19 protein-coding genes are annotated in these 19608 nt (G+C 72.7%); 2 read left to right on the top strand and 17 right to left on the bottom strand.

The features are described from left to right. From E1287_RS19825 to E1287_RS19765, 13 genes are all read right to left on the bottom strand, one after another. Complete coding sequence (locus E1287_RS19825) at positions 1–903, bottom strand: complex I subunit 1 family protein (RefSeq protein ID WP_131966515.1); 903 nt, start codon at positions 901–903, stop codon at positions 1–3. Beyond that, the gene (locus E1287_RS19820) at positions 896–2134 is read right to left on the bottom strand and encodes a hypothetical protein (RefSeq protein WP_131966513.1); all 1239 of its coding nucleotides are present in this window, start codon (positions 2132–2134) and stop codon (positions 896–898) included. The genes E1287_RS19825 and E1287_RS19820 overlap by 8 nt, the downstream gene beginning before the upstream one ends. Continuing rightward, the gene (locus E1287_RS19815) at positions 2125–2424 is read right to left on the bottom strand and encodes an NADH-quinone oxidoreductase subunit A (protein ID WP_243719223.1); all 300 of its coding nucleotides are present in this window, start codon (positions 2422–2424) and stop codon (positions 2125–2127) included. Before E1287_RS19815 ends, E1287_RS19820 begins: the two co-directional genes overlap by 10 nt. Before the next feature lie 164 nt (positions 2425–2588). Next, on the bottom strand, positions 2589–3740 hold the full coding sequence (locus E1287_RS19810) for a CoA transferase (RefSeq protein WP_131966509.1): 1152 nt from the start codon (positions 3738–3740) through the stop codon (positions 2589–2591). Further along, the gene (gene hutU, locus E1287_RS19805; protein WP_131966507.1) at positions 3722–5446 is read right to left on the bottom strand and encodes a urocanate hydratase; all 1725 of its coding nucleotides are present in this window, start codon (positions 5444–5446) and stop codon (positions 3722–3724) included. Before hutU ends, E1287_RS19810 begins: the two co-directional genes overlap by 19 nt. Before the next feature lie 30 nt (positions 5447–5476). Beyond that, positions 5477–6340: an enoyl-CoA hydratase/isomerase family protein gene (locus E1287_RS19800; RefSeq protein WP_131966505.1), complete on the bottom strand. Its 864-nt coding sequence runs from the start codon at positions 6338–6340 to the stop codon at positions 5477–5479. A 12-nt stretch (positions 6341–6352) separates the two neighbouring features. Next, complete coding sequence (locus E1287_RS19795; RefSeq protein WP_131966503.1) at positions 6353–8509, bottom strand: acetate--CoA ligase family protein; 2157 nt, start codon at positions 8507–8509, stop codon at positions 6353–6355. Next, positions 8499–9662: an ABC transporter ATP-binding protein gene (locus tag E1287_RS19790; protein WP_131966501.1), complete on the bottom strand. Its 1164-nt coding sequence runs from the start codon at positions 9660–9662 to the stop codon at positions 8499–8501. Before E1287_RS19790 ends, E1287_RS19795 begins: the two co-directional genes overlap by 11 nt. Next, complete coding sequence (locus E1287_RS19785) at positions 9659–10516, bottom strand: ABC transporter permease (RefSeq protein ID WP_131966499.1); 858 nt, start codon at positions 10514–10516, stop codon at positions 9659–9661. The genes E1287_RS19790 and E1287_RS19785 overlap by 4 nt, the downstream gene beginning before the upstream one ends. Beyond that, positions 10513–11391: an ABC transporter permease gene (locus E1287_RS19780; protein WP_131966497.1), complete on the bottom strand. Its 879-nt coding sequence runs from the start codon at positions 11389–11391 to the stop codon at positions 10513–10515. Before E1287_RS19780 ends, E1287_RS19785 begins: the two co-directional genes overlap by 4 nt. An 87-nt stretch (positions 11392–11478) precedes the next feature. Continuing rightward, positions 11479–12591 carry an extracellular solute-binding protein gene (locus tag E1287_RS19775; RefSeq protein WP_131966495.1) on the bottom strand — a complete coding sequence of 371 codons (1113 nt, stop codon included), beginning with the start codon at positions 12589–12591 and terminating at the stop codon, positions 11479–11481. A gap of 1 nt (position 12592) precedes the next feature. Further along, entirely contained in the window at positions 12593–14182 is a 1590-nt protein-coding gene (locus E1287_RS19770; protein WP_131966493.1) for an amidase, read from the bottom strand. Then, positions 14179–14436, bottom strand: a complete 258-nt coding sequence (locus E1287_RS19765) for a hypothetical protein (protein ID WP_131966491.1) — start codon at positions 14434–14436, stop codon at positions 14179–14181. The genes E1287_RS19770 and E1287_RS19765 overlap by 4 nt, the downstream gene beginning before the upstream one ends. Before the next feature lie 75 nt (positions 14437–14511). Here E1287_RS19765 and E1287_RS19760 point away from each other — a divergent pair, with 75 nt between their 5' ends. Then, on the top strand, positions 14512–15237 hold the full coding sequence (locus E1287_RS19760; protein ID WP_165969094.1) for an enoyl-CoA hydratase/isomerase family protein: 726 nt from the start codon (positions 14512–14514) through the stop codon (positions 15235–15237). Positions 15238–15253: 16 nt separating this feature from the next. On the opposite strand, the gene E1287_RS19755 is transcribed toward E1287_RS19760, so the two are convergent. The 4 genes from E1287_RS19755 to E1287_RS19740 all read right to left on the bottom strand — a co-directional run bounded on the left by E1287_RS19755 (position 15254) and on the right by E1287_RS19740 (position 18773). Then, complete coding sequence (locus E1287_RS19755; protein WP_165969093.1) at positions 15254–16189, bottom strand: TauD/TfdA family dioxygenase; 936 nt, start codon at positions 16187–16189, stop codon at positions 15254–15256. Further along, entirely contained in the window at positions 16186–17196 is a 1011-nt protein-coding gene (locus tag E1287_RS19750) for a TauD/TfdA family dioxygenase (RefSeq protein ID WP_131966486.1), read from the bottom strand. The genes E1287_RS19755 and E1287_RS19750 overlap by 4 nt, the downstream gene beginning before the upstream one ends. Before the next feature lie 121 nt (positions 17197–17317). Beyond that, positions 17318–18481, bottom strand: coding sequence for an acyl-CoA dehydrogenase family protein (locus E1287_RS19745; protein WP_131966484.1), 1164 nt, complete (start codon positions 18479–18481; stop codon positions 17318–17320). Next, positions 18474–18773: a hypothetical protein gene (locus E1287_RS19740; RefSeq protein WP_165969092.1), complete on the bottom strand. Its 300-nt coding sequence runs from the start codon at positions 18771–18773 to the stop codon at positions 18474–18476. Before E1287_RS19740 ends, E1287_RS19745 begins: the two co-directional genes overlap by 8 nt. An 89-nt stretch (positions 18774–18862) precedes the next feature. Between E1287_RS19740 and E1287_RS19735 the strand changes: the two genes are divergently transcribed. Next, complete coding sequence (locus tag E1287_RS19735) at positions 18863–19573, top strand: helix-turn-helix domain-containing protein (protein WP_165969091.1); 711 nt, start codon at positions 18863–18865, stop codon at positions 19571–19573. Positions 19574–19608: the final 35 nt, after the last annotated feature.

Genomic DNA, 19608 nt, shown 5'->3' with positions numbered 1-19608 from the left:
TCAGTTCACGACCACGATGCCGACCACCAGGGCCTGCAGCAGCATTGCCGGGATCAGGACCACCCAAGCGGCCGTCATGAACCGGTCCATCCTGAGCACCGGGAACCGCCCGCGGACCCAGACCAGCAGGGCCAGCACCGCGTACGTCTTGATCAGCGACCAGGCCCAGCCCGGCAGCCACGGCCCCGCGCCGCCGCCCAGGAACAGCGGCACCGCGGCCGCCGCCGCCACGGTCAGCAGCGCGAACCGTCCGGCGAAGAACAGCAGCCGGTCCGGGCCCGACAGCTCGGCCGGGACTCCGCCCGCGAGATCGTCCGCCACCGGGTGGCTCAGCGGTCCCCAGAACGCCATCGCGAGCGCGGACAGCAGGTAGACGGCGAACGCGACCGGCATCCAGACGGCGAACCAGAGGCCGTCCTGCGCCGCGGCCACCTCCTCGAAGCCGAGCGAACCGGCCCCGAGGCCGGCGGTGATGAGGGCGAACATGTGCGGCAGCTCGTACGCCAGCCCCTGGGCGACGAACCGATAGCCGCCGATCAGCGGGAACGCCGAGTTGACCCCCCACCCGGTCAGCCAGAGCGAACCCCAGGCCACGACCTCCATCGCGTTGAACCACACGACGCTCACCGGTAGATCCCACACGCTCGTGTCACCGAACGGGATCACCGTCGCCGCCAGCAGCGCCGCGGTCGGAAGGCTGATCACACCGATCCGGGTGAGCAGGATGTCCGGCGCATGCGTGCGCCGCCGCTGCTGGACGATGAGCCGGACGCCCTCCCGCAACGGGGCGACCACCCCGTCCCCGGTGCGGAACGCCGAGTCCATCGCCGCGGCCGAGTAGGCCAGAACGCCCAGCACGAGGGGAAGCGCCACGACGGCCCAGACAGGCGTCGGCTCACTCACCGGAGACCTCCGCGGGGACGCCGATCTGGTCGAGGTCGGGATCCAGGCTGGCGACGGTCAGCCTCGCCGCCGCGAGCTCCATGCCTTCCAGCAGCTCGGGAAGCATCGCGACGAACGCGGCGCTCGTCCGGCCGTCCACCGGACCCCGCGGGCCGTCGAGATCCCGCAAGGGCGCGGAATCGTCCAGCCGTCGCGCGGCTTCGCCGATGGTGTCGAGCCAGGCGCTCAGCCGAGCGAACACGTCTCCGACGTAGCCTGTGGACGCCTTCGGCAGATGGCGCTCGGCCAGTTCAGGGTCGATGACGCCGACACCGCCCAGCATCCATCGCAGCGTTCTCGACCGGCGAGCACGGCGCACGAACCTGCCGACGCGCGGCGCCAGCTCGCTCTGGGGTTCGCCCGCGACGAGCTGATCGCGCAGGACGCGGGCCTGGTCGGCGGCACTGTCCCAGCCCGCGACGGCCAGCAGCCGTCCCGCGCTGTCGAGGTGGCTCGCGGCCCTGCGCCGCTCCGCGTCCCCGGTCGTCACCCGCTCGCCCGCGGCGGCTCGCAACCACGGCTCGTCCCAGAAGGCGGGCCCGGCCGCCGAGCCGTCCATGACCACGGCCTCCGCGGACTGGACGACGTCGCCTTGCACGGTCAGGTCGAGCACGAGTCCGGCGGGCCAGTCCGCGAGAGCCGGGCCGAGCGGGATGTGCAGGACGTCCAGCTTCAGACCATCCCGGTCCGCCGCACGCCCCGCCATGGCCAGCCCCGCCGGAGCCCCCATGTGATGCTCGTGCCCGCCGTGCTCCATGTGCCCGCCGTGCTCCATGTGCCCGCCGTGCTCCATGTGCCCGCCATGATCGGGCTCGTCGGCGGGCGACCACGGTCCGCGGTCTTTGCGGGCCAGGGCATCCGCCCACTGCGCGGAGGTGTCGGCCAGCTCCCGGGTCGCCCGGTCGAGCTCCGCCGCGACGTCCTCGGCCGACGCCACCTCGTCCAACCGGACGAGGGCGCGCGGCCCTGGCACGTCCTCCCAGATCGTGTCCGCAGCCGCCGCCAGGCCCGCGCCGGGACGTCCGCACACGACGAGGATCGCCGCCGCCGCGGGCGACCGGACCGGACGCCCGCCGCGCCGCGTCAGTTCGGCCTCGACGAACAACCTGGTCCGCGTCGCGCCGGGAGCCGTGATGACGAAGGCGTGGGGACGCGCGTGGGCGAACCGGAAGAGCCCCGCCTTCAGGCCCATCGAAAGGCCCCCTCGCGCCACGCGTATATGACCCCGACCACCAGGAGCGCCAGGAATACGAACATCTCGACGACGGCCTTCGTCCCGACCGAGGCGACCACCACCGCCCACGGGTACATGAAGACCATCTCCATGTCGAAGGCCAGGAAGACCATGGTCACGACGTACCAGCGCACGTGAAAGCGCGACACCGCATGCTCCTGGGGACGTCCGCCCGCCAGAAACGGACCGGTGCCAAGGGCGCCGGGCGGCGCGTAGGCGAACGACAGCGCGTACACGGCCGTGACCACGGCCGCCAGCAAACCCAGAAGTGCGAGTACCGCTACGTACGACTGCAAACCGGCGCCCCTGGGTCGACTTCCTCCTACTCTCCGTAAGAGATCATGCTTGACGCCCGCTCACATGGCCAGCACCCGCCCCGCCGCCCACCGCGTGCCCCGACAGAACAGCCGGTTCAGCTCGGCCGGGGCGCGGCGTCCGGGGCGGTGCCGAGGATCTCCTTGGTGTGCTGGCCTATCGAAGGGGGCCCGGCGGCGAACGCCGAGTCGACCACCGGCAGCGGCGAGCCAGGGACGATCACCTCGCCGACCCCGCTCTCCAGCGGGATCGACCGCACCATCCCGCGGTGCCGGACGTGCGGGTCGGCCGCCAGCGCGTCCACGCTGAAGATCGGGCTGCAGGGCACGCCGACGTCGCCCATCCGCGCGACGACCTCGGCCACCGGACGCGCGCGGGTCCACGCCTCGATGGTGCGGTCCAGCTCGTCGCGGTGGTCCAGCCGGGTGTCGGCGGCCGGCGCGGCGAAGTAGGGCAGCAGCTCCGGCGTGTCCAGCACGCCGGCGAGCGCCGTCCACATCCGCAGGGTCATCGGCGCGAGGTACACGTAGCCGTCGGCCGCGGTGTAGGTGCCGGCGTAGGAGCGCCGCACCTTGCTACCGACCCGCGTCGGGCTCGCGCCGAGCTGGACCGCCTCCGCCAGGCACGGGCCCAGCAGCGACATCATGCTGTCGAGCATGCTCAGGTCGGTGAACGAGCCCTCGGCGGTGGCCTCCCGCCGGCTGAGGCCGAACATCACCGCGAGGGCGGCGTAGAGGCCGGTGACGTGGTCGGGCACGAACAGGCCCGCCTGCATGGGCATCCCGTCGGGCTCGCCGGTCAGGTGCACCAGGCCCGACATCGCCTGGATGATGCCGTCGAAGGCGGGCCGCTTCGCGTACGGGCTGTCGTTGCCGAACCCGCTGGCGTGGACGTAGACCAGCCGCGGGTTGACGTCCCGGGCCTGCGCGTAGCCGAAGCCGAGGCGCTCGGGGATGCCGACGGCGTAGTTGGTGACCACCACGTCGGCCGAGCGCAGCAGCGTGACCAGCGCCTCCTGCCCCGCGTCGGACTTCAGGTCGAGCATGACGCTGCGCTTGTTGCGGTTCAGCGCGTGGAAGTAGACGTCGTTGTACGACAGGGTCTCGGTGCCGCGGCTGGCGTCCCCCTCCGGCGGCTCCACCTTGATCACGTCGGCGCCCTGGTCGGCCAGGATCTGGCTGCAGAACGGCCCGGCGATGTAGTGGCCGAACTCCAGCACGCGGATGTCGCTCAGGGGCGCGGCGTCCATGAGGTCCCCTCCCTTGTGGCGTCGCTTGCGGCGGCGCCGTCCCGGGACGCCGCGGCGTCCAGGCTCGGCATCCAGATGCCCTGCTCGGCGGCGAACTCGACCGCGCGCTCGTAGCCGGCGTCGGCATGGCGCACCACGCCGCTGCCGGGGTCGTTGGTCATCACCCGCTCGACGCGCAGCGCGGCGAGCGGCGTGCCGTCGGCGACCACCACCATCCCGGTGTGCACCGACCGTCCGATGCCCGTGCCGCCGCCGTGCTGCACGCCCACCCATGTCGCGCCGCTGGACGCGTTGAGCAGCGCGTTCAGCACCGGCCAGTCGGCGATGGCGTCGCTGCCGTCGATCATCGCCTCGGTCTCCCGGTAGGGGGAGGCGACCGACCCGGAGTCGAGGTGCTCGCGCCCGATCGCGACGGGCGCGCTGACCTTCCCGTCGCGGACGAGGTCGTTGATGACCCGTCCCGCGCGGGCGCGCTCCCCGTAGCCGAGCATGCAGGTGCGCGCGGGCAGGCCCTGCACGCGGACGTGCCGCGCCGCCAGCCGCAGCCACCGCGTGACCGACGGGTTGCCGGCGAACTCGTCGAGCATCGCCGCGTCGATCACGGCGATGTCGGCCGGGTCGCCGGACAGCGCGATCCAGCGGCAGTGCCCCTTCGCCTCGCAGAACAGCGGGCGGATGTAGGCGACGATGAAGCCGGGGTAGTCGAGCGCCCGTTTGAAGCCGCCGAGGTCGGCCTCCACGCGGAGCCCGTTGCCGTACTCGAACACCTCGGCGCCGCGGTCGAGCAGCGCGCACAGCGCCTTGACGTGGTCGGCCATGCTCGCGCGGGCGCGCAGCACGTAGGTCCGCGTGTCGTGGGCGCGCAGGTCGCCGGCTTCCTCCTGCGACATGCCGGGCACGGCGTACAGGAGCGGGTCGTGGGCCGAGGTCTGGTCGGTGGCGATGTCGACGGGGACGTCCCGCGCGACGATCTCGGGCAGGACCTCGGCGGCGTTGGCGCGGAGCCCGACCGAGAGGGCGCGCCGCTCGTCCCGGGCCGCCAGCAGCAGGGCCAGGGCGTGATCGAGGTCGTCGGCCTGGGCGTCGAGGTAGCCGAGCCGCATCCGCCGGTCGATCTTCGCCTGGTCGACCTCCACGCAGAGGGCCGCGCCGCCGTTCATGGTGATCGCGAGCGGCTGCGCGCCGCCCATGCCGCCGAGGCCCGCGGTGACGGTCAGCGTCCCGGCCAGCGTCCCGCCGAAGCGCTTGGACGCCACCGCCGCGAACGTCTCGAACGTGCTCTGCAGGATGCCCTGCGACCCGATGTAGGCCCATGACCCGGCGGTCATCTGGCCGAACATCGTCAGCCCGGCGTCTTCGAGGCGGCGGAACTCCTCCAGCGTCGCCCACTCCGGGACGATCATCGCGTTGGAGATCAGCACCCGCGGCGCCCACTCGTGCGTGCGGAACACGGCCACCGGACGGCCCGACTGCACCAGCATGGTCTCGTCGTCGGCCAGGCGGCGCAGCGTGGCGACGATCGCGTCGAAGTCCCGCCAGGACCTCGCGGCGCGGCCGTTGCCGCCGTAGACGACGAGGTCGTCGGGACGTTCGGCGACGTCCGGGTCGAGGTTGTTCATGAGCATGCGCAGGGCCGCCTCCTGCGCCCAGCCCTTGCAGGTCAGGTCGCGCCCGTGGGGCGCCCTGACCGTCCGCGGTCCCGCCATCGCTTCTCCTTCGATCACGTGGGCTGCCACCTACTCGCCGGCCGGGGCCGACCGCGGCCCGAACGGCTCGGGCCGGAACGGGTCGTCGCGGGCGCCGAGGAAGGCCCGCAGGCCGCCCTCGGCCTTCGCCGCGTTGAGCCGCTCGCGCTCCGGCCCGTAGGACGAGTGGGCCATCGCGTTGAGCGCGCCGTTGAGCAGCAGGCCGCTGTCGATGCCGGCCGCGCGCAGGCCCTGCATGGTGATGGCCTTGTTCAGCCGCACCGATGCGGCGGGCACCTGCGCGATGCGCCGCCCCAGCCGCCGGGCGGCGGACAGCAACTCCTCGGGCGCGACGACCTCGTTGACCACGCCGATGCGCAGCGCCTCGGCCGCGTCGAAGTGGTCGCCGGTCAGCGCGTAGCGGTTGGCGTTCTTCCATCCGCACAGCGCCGCGAACAGGAAGATGGAGCTGGACGTCATCCGCACCTCGGGCTGGGCGAAGACGGCGGCGGCCGACGCGATGGTGATGTCGCAGGCGAGGGCGTACCAGAACCCGCCGCCCATGCACCAGCCGTTGACCGCCGCGATCACCGGCTTGGGCAGGCTCCAGATCTCCCTGAGGTGGTCGAGTTCCGCCTGGTTGCGCTCGTACCAGCCGCCGATGACGTCCGCCGGGTACCGGGACTCGGACGTGCTCGCCCCGTCCACGGCCGCCATGTCGTAGCCGGAGCAGAACGCCCGTCCGGCCCCGGTCAGGACGATCGCGCGGACGTCCGGGTCGGCCCCCGCGCGGCGCAGGGCGTCGTGCAGCTCCCTTTCCAGGTCGGACGACAGCGCGTTCATGACCTCGGGCCGGTTGAGGGTGACGGTGGCGACGGCGTCGTCCACCTCGTAGAGGATGGTCTCGTAGTCCATGGCGGACCGTTCCTAACGTGTCTGGGTCGGTTGGACGATCCGGAGGTCGAGCACCCGCACGCCCTGCCCGCGCGGCAGCACGGCGACAGGGTTGAGGTCGATCTCCACCGCCGCCTCGCGCAGGTCGGCGGCGAGCCGCGCGACCCGCAGGACGAGGTCGGCGAACGCGTCGGCGTCGCACGGCGGGGAGCCGCGATACCCGGCGAACAGGCGCGCCAGCGGCGTCCCGGCGATCAGCGCGCATACCTCTTCTGGCGATACCGGCGGCAGCGCCAGCGCCGGGTCGGGCTGGAGCTCGACGAGCGTCCCGCCCGCTCCCAGCGCGAGGACCTGCCCGAACACCGGGTCGAGCCCGCACCCGACGAACGCCTCCACGCCGCCGGTGACCATCTCCTCCACCACGACCTGCGGCGCCGGTTCGCCGAGATGCCTCGCCACGGACGACGCGACGGTCTCGTACGCGTCGCGCACCTGCGACGGCGTGGACAGCCCGACCGCGACACCGCCGACGTCGCTCTTGTGGACGACTTTCGGCGACGCGGTCTTGAGCACGACCGGGAAGCCGATCGATTCGGCGACCGCGACCGCCTCGGCAGCGGAGCCCGCGACGTCCCGCCGCGGCAGGGGCAGCCCGTACTGCTCTGCCAGCTCCTCCAGCACCTCGCCGGACACCTGCCTGGACGGCGACGCGTCCAAGGCCCGCCGTACGGCCTGCGAGGAGGCCACGCGAGGCACGTCCCGTTCCCCCTCATCGGAGACCTGGTGCGTGCTCGCGGCGGTCACGGCGGCGATCGCGGCCATGCCGGCGCGGGTGCCGTGCACGACGGGGATGTCCGAGCCGGCCAGCGCGCCGGCGGCGAACGGGTGCAGCCCGCCGCCGTAGTTCGACAGCACCATGACCGGCGTGCCGGAGCGCTGCCGGACGCCCGGCAGCGTCGCCAGCAGGCGGGTATAGGACGCGGCCAGCCGATCGCCCAGCGACGGCGGCGCGTCCAGCACCACGGTGAGGAGATCGACGCCCGGATCGTCCGCGACGGCCGCCGCGAGGCGTCCGAACCGCTCGGGATCGCCGACGAGCTGACCGGTGCCGTCGAGGGGGTTGGCGATCGTGGCGAAGTCCGGCAGGATCCGCGCGAGTTCTTCGCGGGTGCCCGCCGACAGCTCCGCGAGCCGCACATCACCATCGACGGCGACGTCGGCCACCAGCCCGATCTCGCCCCCGGACAGCCCGACGAACGCGACGCGGTCACCCGCCGGGGCGGTGTGCAATGTCGACAACCCGACCAGCGCTTCGGTCAGCTCGTCGAAGTCGTCCACCGTCACGATCCCGGCGCGGCGGCAGAACGCCTCGTAGGCGCGTGCGTCCCCGGCGATCGCGCCGGTGTGGGACGCGACGTTGCGTGCGCCCAGCTCCGTCCGGCCGACCTTCAGGGCCACCACAGCGACGCCGTTGCCGTGCCCCTTCCGGACGGCCTCCATGACCCCGTCGGCGTCGCTGATGCCCTCCACCACGAGGCCGACCGCCCGCGTGGACGGGTCCTGGACGAGATAGTCCAGGTAGTCGGCCAGCCCGGTCACGGTCTCGTTGCCGCTGGAGACGACGTAGGAGAACCCAAGCCGTCCGGAGCCCGCGAGCAGGATGCACCCGGAGCCCGACTGCGACACCACGGCGACCGGCCCGGCGGGCAGGTCCGCGCCGAAGTCGGTGCCGGTCAGCCACAGCGCCCGGCCGGGGTTGAACACGCCCAGGCAGTTCGGCCCGACCAGGCTCATGCCGTACCGTCCGGCCAGTTCCCGCAGGCGGGCGGCCCGCGCCGCGCCGTCGGCGGTCTCCTCGAACCCCGAGGCGTAGACGACCACGCCCCGGCAGCCCTTCTCGCCGGCCTCCTCGACCAGCGCGGGCACGGTGTCGCCCGGCGTGCAGACCAGCGCCACGGACGGGGTGTCCGGCACGTCGGCGAGCGTCCGGTACACCGCCACCCCGTCGACGCCCCGGCCGCCCGGATGGACGCCGTGGACCGCGCCGCCGAAGCCCGCCCGCCGGAGGTTGCCGAGGATCCGCCGGCCGGTCGAGCCCGGACGCGGCGACAGCCCGACGATCACGACGCTCTTGGGGTTCAGCAGGTCGTCCAGCGCGGGCTGCCTGTACGCCCGCCCGCTACCGCTCATGGGGCACCGCCGCGACCTGCGTCGTGTCGAGGTAGGCCGTCAGCGTGCCGCCGTGCCGGATCGACTCGCGGGCGTCGCGGGACAGGGTGGCGCGCAGCGTGACGCCCTCGCCGGTGCGCAGCGTGACGCGCACGCCGTTGCCCAGGTACAGGTCGTCGAGGACCTGCAGCTCAAGCCGGGCCGGGGCCGGGCCCGACGGCGTCAGGCTCAGCGCCTCCTCGGGGATGCTGAGGCCGACCCGTCCGGCGGACGGCTCCAGCGGCTGCCCGCACAGCACCTCCATGTCGCACCCGGCGAACCCGACGCGCGCCTTGTCGCCGTCGAGCCCGTCCAGGGTGGCCTCGGCGACGTTGTGGCCGCCGAAGAAGCTCGCGACGAAGGCGTTGCGCGGACGGGTGTAGAGCTCCTCCGCGGTGCCGACCGCGTCGATGCGGCCGTCGTGCATGATGACGATCCAGTCCGAGAGGGTCAGCGCCTCCTCGCGGTCGTGCGTGACGTAGACGGTCGTCGCGCCCGCCTCCTTGTGGAGGCGGCGCAGCTCCACCGCCATGCGCATGCGGAGTTCGCGGTCGAGGGCGCCGAGCGGTTCGTCCATCAGCAGGAGCTGGGGGCGGAACGCCAGCGCGCGGGCGACGGCGACCCGCTGCTGCTGCCCGCCCGACAGCTCGCGCGGGAGCCGTCCGCCCAGCTCGTCCAGGCCGACCAGCTCCAGCATCTCGGCCACCCGCCGGTCGCGGTCGGCCTTCGTCCAGCGGCGCATCTTGAGGCCGTAGGCGATGTTGTCCGCGGCCGTCATGTGCGGGAACAGCGCGTAGTTCTGGAACACCATGCCGATCTCGCGCGACGCCGGCGGCACCCGAGTGACGTCGCGGCCGTCGATGAGCACCTCGCCCTGGTCGGGCGCGAGGAAGCCCGCGACGACGCGCAGGATCGTGGTCTTCCCCGAGCCGCTCGGCCCGAGGACGGTGACGAAGTTGCCGCGCTCGGCGACGAGGTCGATGCCCCGCAGCGCCTCCGTGCCGCCGAAGCGCTTGACGAGACCGCGCAGTTCGAGCCCTGCCTGCGTCCCGGCGGGGGAGGGCGGCGCGGCGGAGCCTGGCTCGGCCTCCGCCTCCGCCCGCTGCCGCGGTTCCTTCCGTGCCCTGACGTTCATACCTTCCTCCGCAGCAGAAACGCGAGCGAGCCGACGACGCCGGTGCCCGCCATGAGCAGGGTCGCGATCGCGGTGATGTTCGGATCGAGTCCCGTCTTGACGTTGTCGAAGATGGCCTTCGGGAGCGTCACCGTCCCGGGGCCGCCGAGGAAGTTGATGAGCACCGCCTCGTCGAAGCTGGTGATGAACGCGAAGATGTAGGACGCGCCGATCGCGGGCAGCAGCTGCCGCAGGGTGATCCCGACCATGGCGCGCGGCCGGGACGCGCCGAGCGTCATCGCGACCAGCTCCGTCTCAGCCGGGAGCCTGGCCATCGCCGAGCCGAGGATCAGCAGGACGAACGGCAGCCCGTGCACCGCGTACGTCAGCACCAGCGCCACCATGTTGCTGGTCAGCCTGAACTGGACGAACAGGGTGTAGAGCGCCACGGCGTAGGCGACGCCCGGGATCACGAGCGGGCTCAGGCCGACGGCCTGGAGCACCCCCTTCAGCGGAAGCCGCGACCGGTGCAGCGCGAACACCGCCGGGACGCCGATCAGAAGCGAGATCGCCGCCGACACGGTGGCCAGCTTGAACGACAGCACCATCGCGTCGATCCAGGTGTCCGAGCCGAGGAACGACCGGTACTGGCGCAGCCCCCACTCCTCCGGCGGGAACTGCAGTACCTCGGCGTTGGAGAACGACAGCACGACGACGCACAGGATCGGCACGCCGAGGAACAGCACCGCGAGCGTGCGCACCACCAGGTCGGCGGCCTTCACGCCGCGGGTGAGGGCCCGGCGCCCGGCCGTGTCGCGGACGGCCCGCGGCGCGGTCTCGGGCGGGGCGTGCGAGGTCAGGGTCTCGGTCGTCATCCCAGCGCCCTCCGCAGCCGTTCCCGGCCCACCAGGCGGAGCCCGCCGAGGATGACCAGGCCGGCGACGATCAGCAGCAGCACCGAGGCGACCGCGGCCTGCGCCGGTTCGAAGAGGTTGAAGATGTCGTCGGCGATGAGGCTCGCCGTGAACGGGGCCGTGGCGCCGCCGAGCAGGACCGGCGTCAGGTAGTACCCGACGCAGATCACGTAGACGATCACCGTCGAGGCCAGCAGGCCGGGCAGCGCCAGCGGCGCCACCACGTCGCGCAGCGCCCGCACCCGCGAGGCGCCCATGCTCTCGGCGGCCTGGACGAGGTTCAGGTCGATGGTGACGTAGACCGCGTACAGCGGCAGCACCGCGTACGGCAGCATCTGGTAGGTCATCCCCGCCACGACCGCGAACTGGGTGCGCAGCATCTGCATCGGCTCGTCGATGACGCCCAGCGACGTCAGGGTCCGGTTGACGACCCCGAACCGCTCCAGCAGGACGGTGAAGACGTAGATCTTCATCACCGCCCCCATCCACAGCGGCATGAACACCGCGAGCGCTATCACCATGCGGGTCAGCCGGCTCTTGGTCGTGCGCAGCGACCACGCCAGCACCGCCCCGGCCGCCACGACGATCACCGTGACGATCAGCGAGGTGAAGCAGGTCGTCCAGAGCGTCCGGCGCGCGGCCGGGCTCTGGAAGAAGTCGCCGACGTTCCCGAACCCGTTGGGCTCGCCGAACGCCGTCCGCAGCAGTTCGACGAACGGGTAGACGATGAACACGCCGGCGGCGACGAGGAAGGGCGCGATCAGCCCCAGCCCGGTCAGGCCGGAGAACGTGGACTGCCAGCCCCTCCTGCGTGTTCGGCGCGTCATCCGAAGCATGTGCTCATCTCCTGGTCATCTCCCATCCGTGCTCGCCGTGGAGCGGCGCGCCGGCGGCCCGGCCGCGGGCCGCCGGCGCGCCCGTCCTCAGCCGACGAGGATCTCCCGCAGCGCTTTTCCGAGTTCCTGCTGCTGCTTGGCCCCCGCCGTGCCGTCGACGAGGGTGACGCCGGTCTTGTTGATGGGCAGGTTCTTGATCGCCTCAGGCGACAGGTACTTCTGCATGTCGCGCCCGCCGGTGCCGCTGTAGATCTTCTCCGTGAACCTGGCCTGGGCCTCGCGGTGCTCGGCGTACCACTTGATGAACTTGAACGCGGCCTCCTTGTTCTTCGCGCCCTTGGGCACGCACCAGCCCTCGTCGAAGAGCAGGCCGCCGTCCCAGTGGAGCTTCAGCTGGGGGACCTGCTTCATCGCCGAGACCAGGACGGTGTTGGGCGCCTGCATGATCGCGACCTCGCCGTCCACGACGGCCTGCTGCATCTGCGCGGGGCTCGTCGACCAGACCTGCACGTTCGGCTTGATCCGCTTGAGCGCGTTCATGGCGCGGTCCACGTCGACGGGGAAGTACTGCTGCGGCTGGACGCCGTCGCCCGCCAGCGCGAACAGGCTGGTGAAGATGGGGTTGTTGGCCGTGATGCCCCGCGTGCCGGGGAAGTTCTTCACGTCCCAGAACTCGCGCGGGTTCGTCGGGCACTTCTTGACCAGCTTGGTGTTGCAGCCGATCAGGTTCACCGTGCCGCCGTGGTCGAGGTAGTACGGTTCCGACGGCCCCGGCCGGATCGCGCCGTCGGCCACGAGCGGCGTGATCTCCTTGACCAGCGAGTCGGGCAGCTTCTCCAGGTTGCCGTCCAGGACGAGCTTCGAGGTGTCCCCGCCGGGCGCCTCCAGCAGGTCCCACTCGATGTTGTTGCCGGCGCGCTGCGCGGCGACCTTGGCCGCGAAGCCGCCGCCGGGCGTGGCGATGGTCACCTTGATCCCGGTGTCCTTCTGGAACTGGTCGTAGAAGAACTCCTTGTTCGCGGCGGTGAACGACCCGCCCCAGCCGGCGATGACCAGGGTGTCCGAGCCGCCGCCCGAGTCGGAGTCCGAACCGCAGGCGGCCGTGACGGTCGCGACGGCCACGGCGACCGCGAGCGCCGCCGCTATCCGGCCCCGCCGGTCGCGCCTGCCGCCGCTGACGTGCGTTCTCTGGGAAGACATGTCATCCTGCTCCTTTTTGTGGGGTGGGCGAAGACCCTGTGAACCCCCGGTGTGCACCCCTTTGGTGAGCGGCTTTCCGGTGCACGTCCTTCTGGTGAGCGGCGTCCTGGTGAGCGGCACCCGGGTCGGCGGCGTCCGGGCGGGCGATGCCGTCGCGTGTGGCGGGCGGCACCCTCAGATGCCAGTCGGTATGGCGCTGGTAGGTGTCGGCGACCCGCAGCACCGTGCTCTCGGCGAACGGCCGTCCGACCACCTGGAACGACAGCGGCAGCCCCGCCTCGGTGAACCCGCAGGGGACGGCGGCCGCCGGCAGGCCGGCGGCGTTCCACGGGCCGTGGAAGCCCGGCCGGAACAGCGCCGCGGCCAGGTCCGCCGACGCGATCGGCGCGGCGGCCGTGAACGACACCGGCGTGAGGAGCACGTCGACCTTGGCGAAGACGTCCGCCAGGCCCCGCCGGAACAGCGCCCGGACCCGCTGCGCCTGGACGTAGTCGGCGCCGGTGAAGAACGCCGCCCGCGCGAGCAGCTCGCGGGTCGTCCTCCCGTAGTCGTCCCACCTGCCGGCCAGGTTCTTCCGGTGGTAGGCGAACGCTTCGGAAAGGAACGTGATGTTGTTGGCGTCGTTCGCCTCCTGCGCGTGCGGGACGACGACGTAGGTGAGCGTCGCGCCGGCCTGGGCCAGTTCGTCGGCGGCGCGCAGCACGGCGGTGCGGACTTCGCCGTCCAGCAGCGGCGAGTCCAGGAAGTACCGGGTCGGGACGCCGACGCGCAGCCCCTCGACCCCGCCGCCGCGCACGCCCTCGGCGTATCGGCCGGGCGGGACGGGCGAGGAGTACGGGTCGCCGGGGTCGTGACCGGCGATCGCGTCGAGGATCAGCGCGCAGTCGTAGGCGCTGCGGGCCATCGGGCCGACGGTGTCGAGGGTGAACGCGCACGGGACGACGCCGTTCTTCGGCACCCGCCCGAACGTGACCTTCAGCCCCGTGCAGCCGTTCGCCCCGGCGGGGCCGCGCACCGAGCCGCCGGTGTCGGTGCCCAGCCCGCCGAGGGCGAGCCCGGCGCTGACCGCGATCGCCGTCCCCGAGCTGGAGCCCATCGGCGTGTGCTCGGCGTTCCACGGGTTGCGCGGGAAGGGGAAGCGGGTCGTGCGGTCGGGCAGGCCGCACGCGAACTCGTTCGTCGTGGACTTGCCGAGCAGGACGCTCCCCGCCTCCCGCAGACGCGCCACCGCCGGTGCGTCGACGCCATCGCCCCACCCGTCACCCCCGCCGTCCCCGCTGTCGCTCCAGCCGGGGGCGGGGACCTCGCTGTTGGCGCGCGTCGGCGCGTCCCGGGTGGCGATGAGGTCTTTGACCACGAGCGGGACGCCCTGGAGCGGCGACCTGTCGTGCCCGCGCGCGAAGTCGGCGTCGGCGTCGGCCGCCGCGGCGAGCGCCTCGTCCTCGGTGACGGCGACGTAGGCGCCCAGCGCGGGGTCGAGCCGGGCGATGCGGTCGAGCACCGTCCGGGTCAGGGCCGTCGAGGTCACGGCGCCGGTGCGCAGGGCGGCGGCGGCGTCCTCGATGGTGAGCGGTAGAGCCGGGGGCGTCATGGGCGTGCGCCTTCACCCGGCAGCGCGGAGGTCTGCGCCATAGCGACAGGGTCGATCGGCGGGTCGTCGCGCAGGGCGAGGGCCGACAGGGCGTCGGCCTTCGCGCGCAGCACGTCGTAGCCGCTGGCGAGCCGGACGATCTCGTCCGCGGAGAGCGCCAGCCCGGCCGCGCGCAGCGCGGACTCCGCCGCGTGGACGGCCGCCTCCGCGCCCTCGCCCGCCCGGCCGTCCGATGTGCTGTTCGTGCCGTCCATCGGGAGGCCGTCCCTTCGGTCGCGGAAATGGCGTGAGTACGATCGGCCGGGCCGCCTGACCTGGAGGAGAAGCGCGTGAGTGCCGAAACGCTGCGTACCGACGTGACCGGCACGGTCGGGGTGGTCGAGATCCGCCGTCCGCGCAAGCGCAACGCCGTCGACTCCGCGACCGCGACGCTGCTGGCCGAGGCGGTCGCCCGCCTCGACGCCGACCCCGGCGTGACCGCGATCGTGCTGTGCGGCCAGGGCGGCGACCTCTCCTCGGGCGCGGACGTGAGCGAGCCCGCGCCGGACCCGGCGAGCGTCCCGTGGCGGCAGACCCCTCATGCGCGGATGCTCCGCGTCGTGCGCACCACGGCGCTGCCGGTCGTCGCGGCGGTCGAGGGCTGGGCGCTCGGCCTCGGGGCGGGGCTCGTCGGCGCGTGCACGTACGCGGTGGCGGGCGCCTCCGCGCGCTTCGGGTTCCCGGAAGCGCAGTTCGGATACTTCCCGATGGGCGCGGCGCCCAATGTGGTCCGCCGGGTCCGCCCGGACGTCGTGCTGCGCTGGGCGCTGACCGGCAGGCACCTCGACGCCGACGAGGCGGCCGCGCACGCGCTGGTCACCGATGTGGCGCCCGCCGGGCAGGCGCTCCCGGCCGCCCGCGACCTCGCCGCCGAGCTCGGCGCGGCGCCCCGGCACGTGGTGACCGCGGGCATGGCGTGGCTGCGGCAGTGGGCCGACCACGCCGTCCGGCCGCTGGACGACTGGTCGGAGGAGCACATGACCTTCGCCCCGCCGCCCGCGCGGCCAGGGGATTGAGGCGTCGCCGGGGTCCTCATCGCAGCCCGTCCCGCCATCGCCGAAGCGCAGAGACGAGCGGGCGCCCCACGGCGCCCCGGCTGATCCACAGGCGCTGCAGGCGGCGCCGGCGACCCGGGTCGGACGGGTCGTCCACGAATCCCGTCCGCGAGTGGATCACCGTGTGGTTGTGGACGAACTCCATGTCACCGGCCCGCAGCTCCACATGGACGGCGGTCCCCGGACGCCGCAGCAGCGAGTCCAGGTACATCAGGCAGGTCATCTCCTCGGGGCCGAGCCGCGGGACGTCCTCGAACCGCATCGCGCTCACGATCCGCTTCGTCGCGAGCGAGCAGGTCAGGGCGCCGCCCGCGGAGGAGAAGATCGGCCGCGGGCTCCAGCCGGGCTCGCCGTCCGGCTCCTCGCCCTCCCAGTCGGTGGCGTACTCCCGGAAGACCAGGTCCAGCCACTCCGGATGCTCGCGGACCAGCGTGTTGTAGACCGTCGCGGCGCTGGCCACCACCCGCGCGCCGCCGCTCTTCGCGGGCGCCAGGCACAGGTAGCTCACGACGTCGGTGGGATCGGTGTGGAACGGCGCGCCGGCCTTGCTGGCGTAGGTCCCGCCGCGCTGGGCGGGGTGGTGGGCGTCTTCGAGGACGCGCACCAGATCGCCGTCGCGGTTCTGCGGGACGATCTCGCCGATGCGCTCGGCGATCGCCCAGTGCGTCCGGGACGCCTGCTCGGACGTGTACCGCGTTCCGAGCGGCAGGCCGCGCAGGACGGCGTAGCCGATCCCGTTCTCCAGCCGCTCCATCAGTTCGGCGATCAGGTTGCCGGGGTCGGGGGCCTTCTGGTCGAGCGCGTCCAGTTCCGCGCCGGTGAGATGCCGGACGTACGGCTCGCCTGACTCGAAGTCGGCGGCCGTCCACACGCTCGGGCCGGTCACCGGCCGGTTCAGTATCTCGGCGCTCATGCGGACCGCGCCCATTCCAGGCGGGAGATGCCGCTGCGCCAGTAGTGGTACTCGGGGCACACGACCCGTCCGGTGTCGGGACGGCTGACCCACAGCCGCAGCAGGTGCCGCTGGAACGCCGGGTCGTCGGGGTCGTCCACGAAGCCGGTCCGGCTGTGCACGGTCACGAAGTTGTTGACGAACTGGATGTCGCCGACCTCCAGCGTCATGTCCAGCGCGACACCCGGCCGGGTCGGGATCTCGTCGAGGAACAGCAGGCACGCCACCTCGCGGGCGCTGAGGCGCGGGACGTCCGGGAAGCGGGTCGCGCTGAGGATCCGGCCGGTGCGGTACGCCGCCGACAGCAGCCCGTCGACGTAGGAGTAGAGCCGGGAGTAGTACCAGCCCGGGCTGCCGGGCGGCTCCTCGCTGACCCAGTCGGTGGGGAACCGCTTGTAGAGGACGTCGAGCCACTCGGGGTGCTCGTCCAGGACGATGTTGTAGAGCGCCATCGCGCTGGCGACCAGGCTGATCCCTCCGCTGCGCGCCGGGCGCAGGCACATCAGCCCGACGATGTCGGTCTGGTCGGTGTGGAACGCGGCGGCCGAGGCGGTCGCGTATCCCCGCGTGTTGTGGCCCTTGGCGCCGAGGTTCCGGATGTGGCCGATCAGCTCGCCCCTGCGGTTCTGCGGCACGAGTTCGCCCAGGTGCAGGCCGATCGCCCAGTAGATCTTGGCGGCCTCCTCGGCGCTGTAGCGGTCGTGGATCGGCAGGCCGCGCAGCAGGACGAAACCGGTGCCGTGCTCAAGCTCGTCCAGGACGTCGCGGACCTTCTCCGAGAACGACGGCAGCGGGAAGTCGCGCTTGGACAGCTCCGGCGCGGACCTCTCCCGGACGCCGGCCAGCGCCCGGTCGAACTCCTGGAGGTCGTCCTCGGTGAACCTCCGGGCGTAGGAGTCCTCGGCGCCGATGTCGGCCGCCGTCCAGACGCTCCGTCCGGTCACCGGCTCTCTCAGAATGTCAACCATCACAGAACTCCGAACAGGGACGATTGGTGATCACGTCGAGCCGCCCGCGGCAGGACGCACGGCGGTGAGGCGGCCGTCTCGTGCACGGCCTGAACCGGTGTGGGCTTGTGGCTACACCGGGCTAGACCACGGTTCCGTTCTCGTCGTGGAGCCGGGCGAGGAGCTTCGCGACAGTGAGCAGCTGGATCTGCGAGGTCCCCTCGTAGATCCGGAAGATCCGGCAGTCCCGGTAGAGACGCTCGATCTCGCTCTCCTTCACGTAGCCGTAACCGCCGTGGACCTGGAGTGCCTTGTCGACGGCCTGAAAGCAGTTCTCGCTGGCCACGTACTTCGCGATCGACCCGGCCCGCCGGACGTCCCGGCCCTGGTCGCGCAGCGCCGCCGCGTGGTAGGCGTGCAGGCGCCCGGACTGGACGAGCGCGTCGATCTCGGCGAGCAGCAGCTGGATCGCCTGCAGCTCGCGGATCGGCCGGCCGAACTGGACCCGGGTCGACGCGTACCCGGTCGCGAGGTCCACCGCGCGCATGGCGACGCCGCCGGCCAGCGCGGCCACGTCGATGCGCGCGCTGTTGAGCACCTCCAGCGCGATGCGCCCGCCCCCGCCGGGCTCGCCGAGCACGGCGCCCCGCTCGACCCGGACGCCGTCCAAGGAGATCTCGTACGCGTGCTCGCCGCGGATGCCCAGCTTCTCGATGGGTGCGGAGAAGCCGAGGCCGTCCGCGCCGGAGGGGACGAGGAACGCGGTGATGCCCTTGAACCCCGCGCCCGGTTCGGTCATGGCGAACACGACGATCTCGTCGGACTCCCGCGCGTTGCTGATGAAGGTCTTGCCGCCGGACAGGGTCCAGCCGTCCGGCCCGGCGGTGGCGCGGGTCCGGATGCGGCTGATGTCCGAGCCCGCGTCCGGCTCGGTCAGCGCGAAGGCGACGCGGAGGGACCCGGCGGCCAGGCCCGGCAGGTACCGCTTGCGCTGCTCGTCCGAGCCGAACTGGCGCAGGGTCTCCATGCCGAGGTAGTGGCCGGCGAACACCGACCCCAGGGACGCGTCGGCGTAGGCGACCTCCTCCATCGCGAGGACCTGGGTCACCATGTCCAGGCCCAGCCCGCCGAACTCCTCGGGGATCGTGATGCCCATGAGCCCCATCCCGGCGAGCCGGCTCACCAGCTCGGCCGGGTACTCGGCCTCGGCGTCCCGCCGCGCCGCGCCGGGCATCACCTCCCTGCGGCAGAACACCCGCAGGGTGTCGCGGAACTCCCGCCGCTGGTCGTCGAGCAGGTCAAACATCGCTCCCCTCCCGTCCGGCACCGGTGCGCACCGGTTCGTCCAGCCGGCCGGCGACCAGGCCGTCGTGCCGGCCCAGCGAGGGTGCCGGGACGCCGTCCGCACGCGACCCGGCGATCCGGAAGCCCCTGCCCAGCGTCGGGAAGCCGTCCGCCTCATTGACGAGGCCCTTGACGGAACGTTCCAGACGAGGCTGCCGAGCCGTGCACGCCCCGTCCGCGAACGCGACCCGGAGCCCGGTGCGCGGCGGTGCTCCGGCGCTGGACAGCTCGACTCTCATCTGCAACCCTGTCATCTAGTAAAAATCGAAGGTCACTAGATGAAAGCATACGACCGGGGGCCTGGCAAGACTCGCTCCCGGGACGACCACGGAGGACGAACAGGGTGTCGACAGACAACGGTCCAGCGCCGACGCGCACGGTGGAGCGGGCTCTCACGCTGCTGGTGGAGGTCGCCACCAACGACGGCCTCGGCCTGGTGGACCTCGCGCGACGGGTCAACCTGTCGCCCGCGACCGCCTCGCGGCTGCTGCGCACGCTGGAGGCGACCGAGTTCGTCCGGCGGGACGAGGACGGCGCGTACCACGGCGCGAGCCGGCTGATCCAGGTGGCGGTGACGTTCATGGGCAGCGTCCCGCTGTACCGGCTCGCCGAACCGCACCTCGCCGCCCTGCGCGACGAGGCGGGCGAGAGCGCCTATCTCGGCGTCGCCGGCCCGCAGAACACGGTGCTGTACGCGCGCATGGCCGAGAGCGGCAAGTCGATCCGGCACAGCGGCTGGCTCGGCCGGACCGTGCCCGTCGAGGGCACCGCCATCGGCACCGCCCTGCGCGGCCGCTGCGGCGAGTCCGGCTACGTCACCGCGAGCCACGCCCTGGAGGACGGCGTCACGGCCATCGCCGGGACCGTGCGCTGGGCGGACGGCAGCGTCGCGGCCGCGATCAGCGTCGTCGGGCCGACGTTCCGGATCCCGGACGCGCAGGTGCGGAAGATCGGGAACCTGGTCGCCGCACGCGCTCAAGCGATGTCCCGGGAACTCGGCACACCGGACTTCGACGCCGACGCTGACGCGACGTCCGATCCGTCCGGCGGCTGACCGAGGCGGCGAACGCCCCTGCCCCGTCCGGCTCC

Origin of the sequence: Actinomadura sp. KC06, assembly GCF_004348735.1 — a bacterium.
Classification (GTDB): Bacteria; Actinomycetota; Actinomycetes; order Streptosporangiales; family Streptosporangiaceae; genus Spirillospora.
This window is presented reverse-complemented; position numbering and strand designations above follow the sequence as displayed.

What these genes read in the sequence shown, in the direction of transcription:
- E1287_RS19780 (WP_131966497.1), bottom strand. Translation starts at nt 11,391, where the DNA reads ATGCTTCGGATGACGCGCCGAACACGCAGGAGGGGCTGGCAGTCCACG.
- E1287_RS19770 (WP_131966493.1), bottom strand. Translation starts at nt 14,182, where the DNA reads ATGACGCCCCCGGCTCTACCGCTCACCATCGAGGACGCCGCCGCCGCC.
- E1287_RS19800 (WP_131966505.1), bottom strand. Translation starts at nt 6,340, where the DNA reads ATGGACTACGAGACCATCCTCTACGAGGTGGACGACGCCGTCGCCACC.
- E1287_RS19820 (WP_131966513.1), bottom strand. Translation starts at nt 2,134, where the DNA reads ATGGGCCTGAAGGCGGGGCTCTTCCGGTTCGCCCACGCGCGTCCCCAC.
- E1287_RS19790 (WP_131966501.1), bottom strand. Translation starts at nt 9,662, where the DNA reads ATGAACGTCAGGGCACGGAAGGAACCGCGGCAGCGGGCGGAGGCGGAG.
- E1287_RS19795 (WP_131966503.1), bottom strand. Translation starts at nt 8,509, where the DNA reads ATGAGCGGTAGCGGGCGGGCGTACAGGCAGCCCGCGCTGGACGACCTG.
- E1287_RS19765 (WP_131966491.1), bottom strand. Translation starts at nt 14,436, where the DNA reads ATGGACGGCACGAACAGCACATCGGACGGCCGGGCGGGCGAGGGCGCG.
- E1287_RS19755 (WP_165969093.1), bottom strand. Translation starts at nt 16,189, where the DNA reads ATGAGCGCCGAGATACTGAACCGGCCGGTGACCGGCCCGAGCGTGTGG.
- E1287_RS19810 (WP_131966509.1), bottom strand. Translation starts at nt 3,740, where the DNA reads ATGGACGCCGCGCCCCTGAGCGACATCCGCGTGCTGGAGTTCGGCCAC.
- E1287_RS19750 (WP_131966486.1), bottom strand. Translation starts at nt 17,196, where the DNA reads ATGGTTGACATTCTGAGAGAGCCGGTGACCGGACGGAGCGTCTGGACG.
- E1287_RS19740 (WP_165969092.1), bottom strand. Translation starts at nt 18,773, where the DNA reads ATGACAGGGTTGCAGATGAGAGTCGAGCTGTCCAGCGCCGGAGCACCG.
- E1287_RS19775 (WP_131966495.1), bottom strand. Translation starts at nt 12,591, where the DNA reads ATGTCTTCCCAGAGAACGCACGTCAGCGGCGGCAGGCGCGACCGGCGG.
- hutU (WP_131966507.1), bottom strand. Translation starts at nt 5,446, where the DNA reads ATGGCGGGACCGCGGACGGTCAGGGCGCCCCACGGGCGCGACCTGACC.
- E1287_RS19785 (WP_131966499.1), bottom strand. Translation starts at nt 10,516, where the DNA reads ATGACGACCGAGACCCTGACCTCGCACGCCCCGCCCGAGACCGCGCCG.
- E1287_RS19745 (WP_131966484.1), bottom strand. Translation starts at nt 18,481, where the DNA reads ATGTTTGACCTGCTCGACGACCAGCGGCGGGAGTTCCGCGACACCCTG.